General features: G+C 49.0%; 9 protein-coding genes. All 9 read right to left on the bottom strand.

Annotated elements, in window-relative coordinates:
• Positions 1–86 precede the first annotated feature (86 nt).
• The 9 genes from tkt to larE all read right to left on the bottom strand — a co-directional run bounded on the left by tkt (position 87) and on the right by larE (position 11,060).
• Positions 87–2,069: a transketolase gene (gene tkt / locus Q0G26_RS11320; RefSeq protein WP_293830704.1), complete on the bottom strand. Its 1,983-nt coding sequence runs from the start codon at positions 2,067–2,069 to the stop codon at positions 87–89.
• Positions 2,070–2,615: 546 nt separating this feature from the next.
• A complete protein-coding gene (locus tag Q0G26_RS11315) occupies positions 2,616–3,608 on the bottom strand; it encodes an autotransporter outer membrane beta-barrel domain-containing protein (RefSeq protein WP_293830703.1) in 993 nt (330 codons plus the stop codon).
• A 14-nt stretch (positions 3,609–3,622) separates the two neighbouring features.
• Positions 3,623–4,078, bottom strand: coding sequence for a dUTP diphosphatase (dut, locus tag Q0G26_RS11310; protein WP_293830702.1), 456 nt, complete (start codon positions 4,076–4,078; stop codon positions 3,623–3,625).
• Positions 4,079–4,465: 387 nt separating this feature from the next.
• Entirely contained in the window at positions 4,466–6,553 is a 2,088-nt protein-coding gene (locus Q0G26_RS11305) for a polyribonucleotide nucleotidyltransferase (protein WP_293830701.1), read from the bottom strand.
• Between the two features lie 187 nt (positions 6,554–6,740).
• The gene (locus Q0G26_RS11300) at positions 6,741–7,148 is read right to left on the bottom strand and encodes a hypothetical protein (RefSeq protein ID WP_293830699.1); all 408 of its coding nucleotides are present in this window, start codon (positions 7,146–7,148) and stop codon (positions 6,741–6,743) included.
• A 16-nt stretch (positions 7,149–7,164) separates the two neighbouring features.
• The gene (locus Q0G26_RS11295) at positions 7,165–8,709 is read right to left on the bottom strand and encodes a hypothetical protein (RefSeq protein WP_293830697.1); all 1,545 of its coding nucleotides are present in this window, start codon (positions 8,707–8,709) and stop codon (positions 7,165–7,167) included.
• Positions 8,710–8,761: 52 nt separating this feature from the next.
• Complete coding sequence (larC, locus tag Q0G26_RS11290) at positions 8,762–9,169, bottom strand: nickel insertion protein (RefSeq protein ID WP_366517775.1); 408 nt, start codon at positions 9,167–9,169, stop codon at positions 8,762–8,764.
• 44 nt (positions 9,170–9,213) lie between these two features.
• The gene (locus Q0G26_RS11285; protein ID WP_293830695.1) at positions 9,214–10,158 is read right to left on the bottom strand and encodes a LarC family nickel insertion protein; all 945 of its coding nucleotides are present in this window, start codon (positions 10,156–10,158) and stop codon (positions 9,214–9,216) included.
• A 68-nt stretch (positions 10,159–10,226) separates the two neighbouring features.
• Positions 10,227–11,060, bottom strand: a complete 834-nt coding sequence (larE, locus tag Q0G26_RS11280; RefSeq protein WP_293830693.1) for an ATP-dependent sacrificial sulfur transferase LarE — start codon at positions 11,058–11,060, stop codon at positions 10,227–10,229.
• Positions 11,061–11,226: the final 166 nt, after the last annotated feature.

The following is an 11,226-nucleotide window of genomic DNA, read 5'->3' as shown; positions in this document are numbered from 1 at the left end:
AGTTGTAAAGAGTAATTTTACAGATTTCAGGGTGCTAAATTATTAAAAACCCCAAAACTTGACAAAGAACCAGTTTTAACTTATGCTTACAGCGCTGCTTTAACCTTTGCAACCAGGTTTTCAACAGTAAAGCCGTATTTTTCCATCATTACATCGCCAGGTGCAGAAGCGCCGAAGGTGGTAATGCCCAGAACATTCTTTTCAGTGCCGGTGTAGCGGCTCCAGCCATAAGGCACGCCAGCTTCCACAGCAAATTTAGTTACGCCTGCAGGCAGAACGCTTTCCTTGTACTCATCGCTTTGAGCATCAAAAGCATCCCAGCAAGGCATAGATACAACGCTAACGTCAATGCCCTCTTCAGCCAGCTTAGCCTGTGCAGCCAGTGCCAAATGTACTTCACTGCCGGTGCCGATCAGAACAGCCTTAGCCTCGCTCTTAGCCGGGCTCAGTACATAAGCGCCCTTATGAGCGTTCTCATGGATGGTTGCTGCATAATCGTGCAGAACGGTCAATTTTTGACGGCTCAGCAGCAGGCAGGTCGGCTTATGCTTGTTCAGGCAAGCCTGTTGCCATGCGGTAGCAGTTTCCAGAGCGTCAGCCGGACGGATAACGCTTACGTTCGGAATCAGACGCAATGCCATAGTGGTTTCAATCGGCTGATGAGTAGGACCATCTTCGCCCAATGCAATGCTGTCGTGAGTCAGTACGAATACGGACTGAATGCCCATGAGTGCAGCCATACGGATGGTCGGACGCAGGAAGTCAGCAAATACCAGGAAGGTGCCGCCAAAGGGAATGAAGCCGCCATGCAGGGAAATACCGTTCAGAACGGTACCCATAGCGTGCTCGCGAACGCCGAAGTGAATGTTGCGGCCGGTTCTATCCAGCTTGGAAAAGTAACCGCCGGTTTTCATGATAGTTTTGTTGGAAGGACCAAGGTCAGCACTGCCGCCAACCAGCTCCGGCAGCTGTGCAGCCAGAACCTGGATAATATCGCCGCTTGCTTCGCGGGTAGCGTTTTTAACGGTATCCTTGAAGATTGCTTCCAGAGCAGTCAGATTAACCATGGAGTTGCCGGCAATGCGGTCTTCCAGCTCTTTAGCCAGCTCAGGATAAACCATCTTATAGTCATCCATCAAAGCCTTCCAGGCAGCTTCATTTGCAGCGCAGCCATCCAGCTTAGCAGCAAAATGTTCTTTAACCTCAGCAGGTACATAGAACATTTCCTGCGGCCAGCCGGCTTTTTCTTTAGTAGCTGCCAGTGCTTCGCCGCCTAGCGGCTCGCCATGGCAGGACGGGCTGTCCTGTTTCGGGCTGCCGAAGCCGATGTGAGTGCGTACAATAATCAGAGAAGGATGCATGGTATCAGCCTTAGCTTCTTCGATAGCTGCCTGCATAGCGTCAACATCCTCACTGCTCTCTACGCGCAGAACCTGCCAGCCATAAGCTTTGAAGCGAGCTTCAACATCCTCAGTGAAGGCAATATCGGTGCTGCCTTCGATAGTAATTTTATTGTCATCATATAAGTAAATCAATTTGCCCAGGCCCAGGGTGCCAGCCAGAGAAGCAGCCTCGCAGGAAACGCCCTCCATCAGGTCACCATCAGAGGTCAGACCAAAGGTGTAGTGATCAACAACCGGGAAATCAGGTTTGTTGTACTTTGCGCCCAGCATAGCTTCTGCAATAGCAAAGCCAACGCCCATAGCAAAGCCGTGGCCCAGAGGACCAGTGGATACGTCAACGCCAGGAGTCAGGCCGAATTCCGGATGGCCCGGAGTCTTGCTGCCCCATTGACGGAAGTTTTTCAGCTCGTCCAGGGACAGGTCATAGCCTGCCAGGTGCAGCATAGCATAAAGCAAAGCGCTGCCGTGACCCGGAGAAAGGATGAAACGATCGCGGTTGAACCATTGCGGATCAGCCGGGTTATAATTCATAAAGCGGTCCCAAATAGTGTACATCAAAGGAGCTGTACCCAGAGGGAAGCCAGGATGGCCGGATTTAGCCTTTTCTACCTGGTCTGCTGCCAAAAAGCGAAGGGTGTTTACACATGCCTGATCAATTTTCTGCATCGAGAAAACCTCCATTTACCAAAATTATCTAAATTAATTATATCATATTTCCCTATATTGTCTACACTTTTTCGTTAAAATTGTAAACTATTTACACTTTTAACCGAAGCTCTAAGCAAAGCTATATAAAAACAGTTCTTCTCTCTCCAAACGCAATGACAGAATTCTTTTTAAGGTTTTATTCCAAGCTGTACACGTACTGACCTGACAGATAGTTTGCATAAAGCTTTTGGTTTTCGTACTGACTACCAAATTATTAGCAAAAAAGATAGGAAAAAATTTTTATGCTCACAAAAAAGCTGTAAAAAGCACTCACAATTTCAAGCATGAAAGGCTCGAAAAAACGCAGTAACCATGCGCTTTCCGAGCCTTTTACCCTTATTAAACTGTCAAAGATAGGATATTACCCTCATAGGTATTTGTCAATGAATAAAATTCCGCAGACTTTTTAAAAGCTCAATATGTAAGGATGTTACAAAAACCAGGTTTACTACTACCTAACGGTAGTAGCATTGAGCATAGCCAAAAGAAAAGTCTCACTTCACATCAAAAAGCCCAGTTCAGCTTCACGTCCGCCATCAGCTCACGGTCATGCCTGCCTTCGAGCCAGCCGCCCTCCGCCGTCGCAGAAAGGTTTTTCGTCAGCTTCAGCGTTCCGCCCAGCGTCAGATGCAGATAATCCTTGTCGATATCATACGAGTAGTGCTGCCCGGCTTCAGGCTGACCTTCCAATGTGTAACCATACTCAGGCGCCTCACCCGCAAACACCCGCTTATAGCCAAGGCGAACAGCGTAATTACCGTTTTGCAGCTCACGCCGCAGCTCTACACCAGTCTCCCCGGCCAGATAATTATTGTTTATAGAAGGGTGTACAAACTCATATACATTCCCATCATCATGCTGAACAGCTTGACGGTAGCTCTTTTGCATATAGCGTGAAGCCTGCACATTCACATAGGGCGAAACATGATATGTCTTGCCATCATCATGATGCAAATCATACTTATATTCGCCGCCCAGCTCTACAATCTGACCGCGATACTTTACGTCATCCCAAGGACTATTAAAATGATTGCCCAGCTTACCATAGTTCACATAACCATATTGCTGCACAGCTCCGTGCTGCTTACCCATGTACGCACCAATGCGCCAGTCCTGCTGCAAGGCCTCGGCGCCGCCGCCGCTAAGCTCCGTATGATTATACATGCCATAAATACCGGTGCGCGTCTCCTTGCCCGTATTCATATCCATACCGGCAGCTACAGAACGGCTTTTGCCACTTACAGCATCATCGTAATAGCTCTCCCATTCACTAAAGGAACGCAGCCACCAGTCCACATCATTGTGCTTCACCTGCGGATTCCAGATAGCCTGCAAGCGTCCGCCTGCGTAGCGTTGCATCGCTGTCGAACGCTGCGCCTGCACTAGCTGCGACGTTTGTAGCAGCTGAGCATCAGCAAAATCATCAGCCTGAGCAGCTGCTGCAAGGCTCATGGAAGCCAAAAGTACTGCTGTAAAAATTTGGTAGTTTTGTTTCATAATGCTTTCTTCCTTTAATTCTTTCCCGTGCTGCCGAAGCCGCCTGCACGTACAGCCTTCTCCACCTTATCGTCATCGTCAACGGTCAGATAGTTGTAGAAAATGCCCTGCGCAATGCGTTCTCCCTGCGGAATCGTCACAGCCTCACTGCCCATATTCAGCAGTGCCACCATGATATGACCTTCGTTATCTGCATTGTTATAATAATCCGCATCGATAATGCCCACGTTGTTCACGAGCATCAGATGCTTCTTTACAGCCATGCTGCTGCGGATATGCAGACCTAGGAACTCACCAGCCTGCATATAAGCCTTCACGCCCGTCGGCACCAGCACAATCTTGCCCGGCTCCAGCACAACCTCCTCCGCTGCGCTGATATCATAGCCGGCGCTGAACTGCGTCTTGCGCTCCGGCATGGGGAACTCTACCTGCATATACTTGGCAACCTTTTCAAAACCACGTGTTTTCATTAGTAACCCTCCTATTCTATAACCCCCTTCCGCCTCGCTATGCTCGGCACCTTCCCCAATGGGCAGGCAAGAGGGTTCGTCAAAAACCAAGCATGAGTAAGTGATATATCGTGCAGCGAATAAAAATTTTAGCAAATAAGTGTCTTGAACCATAGAAGTGTCGCAACTGTTTGAGCGCTATGCCTGACTTATATAGAAAAAACTCTTTGCATAGCGCGAGTTTTGCGGCACTTCGTCCTGGTTCCACACGAAATTTGCGTTATGTCCTACGGACATAGGAAAATTTTTCTGAGCGGAAGGATATATCACTTACGATACATATAACCACACATTCCAATTTACAAAAAAGAGCTGTCACAAAAGCGACAGCTCTTTTAAATTCACAAATTATTTTTGCACGCTCTTCATCAGAACAGCCTTGCGGGACAGGTTAATGCGGCCCTTGTTGTCAATTTCCGTAACCTTAACAACAATTTCATCGCCAACACTTACAACATCCTCAACTTTATCTACATGCTCGGTAGACAGTTGGGAAATATGTACCAGACCTTCCTTGCCAGGCAGAATCTCAACGAAAGCACCAAAGTTCATCAGACGGGTAACCTTACCGGTATAAACCTTGCCAACCTCAGCCTCAGCAGTAATGCCCTCGATCATCTCGATAGCCTTATTAGCAGCCTCGGTGTTAACAGCAGCGATAAATACGCGACCGGTATCATCGATATCAATCTTAGCGCCGGTTTCGTCAACAATCTTCTTGATCATCTTGCCGCCAGGTCCGATAACCTTAGCAATCTTATCAGGATCTACATGGATAGTAGTGATCTTCGGAGCATATTTGGACAGCTCTTTGCGCGGTTCGCTGATGCATTCCATCATTTTGCCCATGATGAACTCACGGCCGCGTTTAGCCTGTGCCAAAGCCTGGGTGAAGATATCCTTGTTGATACCATCAATCTTAATATCCATTTGGATAGCAGTAATACCTTTTTCGGTACCTGCAACCTTGAAGTCCATATCGCCCAGAGCATCCTCCAGACCTTGGATATCAGTCAGAATAGTGAAGTATTCGCCATCTTTAACAAGGCCCATAGCAACGCCGGCAACAGGAGCCTTAATAGGAACGCCTGCATCCATCAGGGACAGGGTGCTTGCGCAAACAGAGCCCATGGAGGAAGAACCGTTGGATTCCAGAACCTCGGATACCAGACGGATTGCATACGGGAAATCCTCTTCGGAAGGAATAACCGGACGCAGAGCACGCTCAGCCAGAGCGCCATGACCGATTTCGCGGCGGCCGGGGCTACGCAGAGGTTTGGTTTCGCCTACGCTGTACGGCGGGAAGTTGTAGTGATGGATATAACGCTTGGTTTCCTCAGCGCCGAGACCATCAAGAATTTGTGCTTCACGCAGCGGAGCCAGAGCCAGAACGTTCAGAATCTGAGTCTGACCACGGGTGAACAGAGAGCTGCCATGCGGACGAGCCAGCAGGCCAACCTCGCAGCTTACCGGACGTACTTCGTCCAATTGACGGCCGTCAGGACGAATCTTATCTACAGAGATAGTGCGACGAACGATTTTCTTAACCAGCTTTTGGGTGATGTAAGCAACGTCTTTCGCATTATCAGGATATTTCTCCAGGAATACTTCAGCGATTTCAGCTTTAACCTTAGCAACGTTTTCTTCGCGCTCCAGCTTGTTGGCATCCATCAGAGCATCTTTGAGTTTTTGAGCACCATATTCTTCGATTTCCGCAACCATTTCTGCAGGCGGAGCGTAGAACGGAACTTCCATTTTCTCTTTGCCGATTTCAGCAACGATTTTCTCCTGGAACTCAACGAGTTGTTTGATTACGCCATGACCGAACCAGATAGCGTCCAGCATGGTTTCTTCGGAAACTTCGTTAGCACCTGCTTCTACCATCAGGATAGCGTCTTTGGTGCCGGCAACAGCCAGGTTCAGTTGGCTGATCTTAGCCTGTTCAACAGTCGGGTTGATGATGAATTCACCATCAATCAGGCCTACGCGCACACCAGCGATAGGACCTTCAAACGGAATATCGGAAATAGACAGTGCGCAGGATGCACCAATCATAGCGGGCATATCCGGAGCATTGTCGGGATCAACGGAAACAGCGGTAGCAACGATTTGTACATCGTTGTGGTAGCCTTCCGGGAACATCGGGCGAATCGGGCGGTCGATCAGACGGCTGGTCAGGATAGCCTGCTCAGACGGACGGCCTTCGCGTTTAATAAAGCCACCGGGGATTTTACCTACGGCGTACATTTTTTCTTCAAAATCAACAGTCAAAGGGAAGAAGTCTACACCCTCACGCGGGGTTTTGGTGCCGGTAACGGCAACTACTACGGCGGTATCGCCATAACGAACTAATACAGCGCCATTAGCTTGTTTTGCAATCTTGCCGGCTTCAATAGTAAGTGTTCTGCCACCAAGATCCATGCTGTAACTATGCATATCTTATGCCTCCTATTCTTTTCACACATTGTGTACCTGCATATTATTCGCCGTCAATCAGAAAAATCCTCTATATTTTTACGGCTTTTTAAAATTTTTTTGAAAAATTTTCTTCAGCAAGCAAAAACGGCCGCCTGCGCCGCCAAAAGCAGCGCGGCCAACCGTCAGCAACACATATTTTTAATAATCAGATGCCCATAAAAAGGCGCATAATAAACAAAATAATCGCGCCCACTGCAGCAAAAACAATAAACGTCGGCAGCAGGAAGAAGATAACTGCTACAATACCGCATAAAATCAGGAAGGTAATCAGAATGCCGCTGCCACAGCCAAAGGTATGCACCTTGATATTCGGCGGCACTTGTTGCTGTCTTTCGCTATAAGAATCATAGGCATCAGCACCGCTGTCATACACGGCACCTTCCCGAGCACTTTTATTTTCCTCTGTGCCTGCGCTCTCGTCTATCGTCACGCCCTCAAAGGTATCGCGTTCCTCCGGACTGAGCACCTGCGCATCTATCTTGAACTGATAATGGCAGTACGGACATTCAACTGTACCGGGAGCAACCTCGTGGCCGCAAAAATCACACTTCATATTCTGGTGCCTCCTCTCACTGCAGCAGCATCAGCAGCAAACCCTCTTCGTTAACGTAACGCGGGTCGTGCGCCTCCAGCTGCAAGGTTTCATTTATCATATCTATCATCTGCTTCAGCTTTGCATGGTCGGTAGCACGGCACATAGCAAAAACCTGCTTTTCCGTAAAGGTATAAACATCATTTAGCTTTACAAAGCAGTACATAACCGCTGCTGTCCAATGCTCAAAATCAGCATCCGCATTATCCGGCAAAGCATTACCACGAAGCATAAAATCGCTCCACATGGTACGCATCAGCTGTATATCATAGGCAGAAAAAAGGCCTGTTCCTCTAAGAGATTCCAACATAGCCGAGGTCTTGTCCACAAGCAGCGCCGCCGGCTGATAATCGCTGATCTGCGTGCTGAAATTAAAGCCCTCCATACGCACATAAACGGCATACAAAACAGAAACATGACGCACGAACATCGGATTACGGTTGATGAACTCCTCCCAGCTCATTTCGCCGCTTTGGCGCACAGCAAACCAGTCCTTCGCCGCACTGACAACCTCAAAAAAGCGCTTACGCGAGGTTTGCGACATCACCAGTCCGCGCAGGAAGTTCATCACCATGGTATTTTCATAAAAAATATGGCCCATGAAAATATAGCCTTCTGTGTCAATATTATCATCTACCGGCAGCATCAGCGTATATTTTTCATTGGTGAAAATATTTCTGCAGACATACATTCCCTCCTCCGTGCGTCTTTGCACATCAAAGAGAACCAGCTTTGCCTTAATCAGCTCATTCAAAATATCAACGGAGGTATCCATATCGGAAGCTTCACGGCAGATTACATCACGGTAATGCTGCAGCGGCGTTTTGTCATCTTCAAGCAAGCGATAGTCAAAAAGAAAATAATCCCAGAAGGTCTGTGAATATTCCTCCGTGCCCGGCTTTTCCTGAACAGTACCGTTCTGAAAAATACCGCCGAAAAGGAAATCTGCCCGCTCCAAATCGCGGCGAAATTGCTTCGACGTATAGTAGCTTTGCACATCATCCAACAGATTCTGCATTCTCTCGCCGATATTCAGATACACCTTCGTCGGCAAATCCGGCGTAGAATACAGATTGTAGCGGTCATGTTCCGGCAAAAAGCTGCCGTCCTTGCCGACAATCTGCAGTTTTCCGTCAACCAGCAGCTTGGCTTTGGCTTCGGCAGGCGCATTATCACGGGTAATAATGCGTTTCTTTTTCATATATGTATAAAACTCCTGCATAACATCCAGGAAATGTGCGATGTTGCTCTCAGTTGCCGGGAAACCGGAAACATTGCGGCAGCACCAGCCTACGCAGTCAATAAAATCCTCACGCGACATATCACCGAGAAAATTCTCGGAATTACCAAGGTAAATACAAAGAATCGTAATATAATCCCAAATCTTGACCAGCTCGCCGTCCTTGGCTCCCTGCCATGTTTTATAGCGCAGGAAATCTTCAGCACAGGCTTGCTGCAGTACCGAATTCCATTCTTCATCCTGTGTATAAAATTCTTCTATTAAATCGAAAACATTAGTCATTTTTTCTCCATTCTCTGACGTATTATGGAGATATTATACCACACTTTTGTGGCTAATTTATGTTTTTTTGCGCCAGCTGTGTAGCCAGATAGATATCCTGCAGCGGCACTCCCTGCTCCTGCGCCAGTTTTACTGCGCTGTCATATTCCACATAACAGCGTTCGCCGTCCTGCAGCTGGCAGCGCTTCACCACCACATCACCGTAAGCAGTATGCAGCACGTCCCGCTTACGCGGCAGCACCGTGCGTTCCAAACGTGTATGACGAATGCCGATGGTTGTCGTTTCCGCAAAAATCACCTGCTCCAGCTTCTCTCTGTCCTCCTCGCGGCAGATAACAGTAAGCTCCCACGCCGGGCGGCTCTTCTTCATAAACACCGGCTGATAATGCGCGTCCAGTGCACCTGCCGCCAGCAGGCGCTCCAGCGTATAGCCCAAAAGCTCGCCGCTGCAGTCATCAATATCAGTTTCCAGCTGGCAGACGCAGTCAGTCTGCAGGCCATTATTTACAGAGTTTTTTTTTGCGCGTTATCCTCAATCAGCAGCGCACGCAAAATGCTGGGGCGCTCATACTGACGCTTGCCTGCGCCCAGGCCAATGCCCAGAATCTTAAAGCTCTGCGGCAGCTTGTCCGTAGTCATCAGCGCAGCAGCGGCAGCAGCACCTGTCGGAGTAACAAACTCGCCCTGCACCGGCAGTAAGCGTACATTAAAGCCAAAGCGCTGCATAATATTCGCCGTCGCCGGAACAGGCACCGGCAGTACGCCATGCTGGCAGCGGACGGTGCCGCGACCTTCGCACAGCTCCGGCACGATGACATTTTCAACGCCCAGGCTGTCAGCACACACAGAGATCGCCACAATATCCACGATAGAATCAATAGCGCCAACCTCGTGGAAATGTACCGCATTCTTCTCCACAGCATGCGCTTTTGCTTCTGCATCGGCAATAATATCAAAGATTTTCAGTGCCAGCGCCTTAGCAGCAGCACTCATATCGGTAGCATCGATAATCGTAATAACCTCCTGCAGACCGCGGTGCTCATGGTGATGATGATGCTCGTGCGGTACATGACTGTGGTCATGTTCATGCTCATGACAATGCTCGTGCTCATGTTCATGGTCATGATGATGTTCGTGCTCGTGACAATGCTCGTGTTCATGGTCATGATGATGCTCATGCTCGTGGCTATGCACTACAGCATCGCTATTGCCATGCAAAAAGGCCATATCGTGGTCATGGTTTGCGTGCTCCTCATCAAGGATAACATCAAAGTCGCAGCAATCTACGCCAGCCTTCGATACTCTGCTGATTTTATATTCAAAGCCCTTCGCAGGAATACTCTGCAGAGCTTTAGCAAGCGCCTCCTTATCTGCACCCAAATCTAAAAGTGCTGCTACCAGCATATCGCCGCTGATACCGGCATTACATTCCAAATATAAGCTTTTCATAATCTTCCTCCTAACCAAAGCCTGCATACTTGTAGCAGGCTAATGCTAAAATTCGCTGTAAGTATAAATTAATCCTGCTTTAAAGTTTCATTCATGCTTCCTGTACGATAGCCCTGCAAATCAAGTGCCACATAAGCAAAGCCTGCATCCTTCAATCCTTTGTAAATCGTACTGCGCATCGGCTCCGCCACCGCCTGCTCCAGCTGCTCGGGCAACAGCTCAATACGCGCCAGGTTTCCATGCACACGCACGCGGAACTGCTTGAAGCCAAGCTCCCACAAAAGCTGCTCTGCCTTATCCACTGCCGCCAGCTTCTGTGCCGTAATGCGCTCACCGTAAACAAAGCGCGATGCAAGGCAGGCGAACGAAGGCTTATCCCAGGTAGGCAGCTGCAGCCTGCGCGACAGCAGGCGAATTTCTGCCTTCGTCAGCTGCGCAGCGCGCAAAGGACTCTGCACCTCAAGCTCCGCCAAAGCCTTCATACCAGGGCGGTAATCGCCCAGGTCGTCCATATTCGAACCCTCGCAAAGCACAGCACCGTTCTCCTGCGCAATGCGTAAGAAATTGCTGAACAGCGTCTTTTTGCAGATATAACAGCGGTCTGGCGGATTTTCAGCAACCCCCGGCACCTGCAGCTCATCAAAATCAAAATACAGATGACGGATACCCTGATCTTTACAAAATTTCTCCGCCTCCGCCACATCGCGCTGCGGCACAACGCCAGAACGCGCCGTCACCGCAAGCGCCTTATCGCCAAGAGTCAAATGCGCTGCCTGCAGCAAAAACGTCGAATCAACGCCGCCGCTGAACGCAATCAGCACGCTGCCCAAACGCCGCAGCTCCTGCTGCAGCACGGCAAACTTAGCTTCCGCCTGAATTTCTAAATCTGTATCTTTTGGCATAATATTTCTCCCTCATAAATTTTAAATACATAGCTTGCGTTTCCCACTTCCGCCTCACTACGTTCGGCACCTTCCCCAAGGGGCAGGCGAGACTAATAGCTTCAGACTCGGTTCCCCCTCGGGGGAACTGTCGCGTAAGCGACTAAAGGGGGCGATGCACAACCCT

Source organism: uncultured Phascolarctobacterium sp. (assembly GCF_934190775.1).
In the GTDB taxonomy this organism is placed as follows: domain Bacteria; phylum Bacillota; class Negativicutes; order Acidaminococcales; family Acidaminococcaceae; genus Phascolarctobacterium_A.
This window is presented reverse-complemented; position numbering and strand designations above follow the sequence as displayed.

Bases quoted from the DNA above. Each gene is read 5' to 3' on its own strand.
- tkt (WP_293830704.1), bottom strand. From the start codon at position 2,069: ATGCAGAAAATTGATCAGGCATGTGTAAACACCCTTCGCTTTTTGGCA.
- Q0G26_RS11315 (WP_293830703.1), bottom strand. From the start codon at position 3,608: ATGAAACAAAACTACCAAATTTTTACAGCAGTACTTTTGGCTTCCATG.
- dut (WP_293830702.1), bottom strand. From the start codon at position 4,078: ATGAAAACACGTGGTTTTGAAAAGGTTGCCAAGTATATGCAGGTAGAG.
- Q0G26_RS11305 (WP_293830701.1), bottom strand. From the start codon at position 6,553: ATGCATAGTTACAGCATGGATCTTGGTGGCAGAACACTTACTATTGAA.
- Q0G26_RS11300 (WP_293830699.1), bottom strand. From the start codon at position 7,148: ATGAAGTGTGATTTTTGCGGCCACGAGGTTGCTCCCGGTACAGTTGAA.
- Q0G26_RS11295 (WP_293830697.1), bottom strand. From the start codon at position 8,709: ATGACTAATGTTTTCGATTTAATAGAAGAATTTTATACACAGGATGAA.
- Q0G26_RS11285 (WP_293830695.1), bottom strand. From the start codon at position 10,158: ATGAAAAGCTTATATTTGGAATGTAATGCCGGTATCAGCGGCGATATG.
- larE (WP_293830693.1), bottom strand. From the start codon at position 11,060: ATGCCAAAAGATACAGATTTAGAAATTCAGGCGGAAGCTAAGTTTGCC.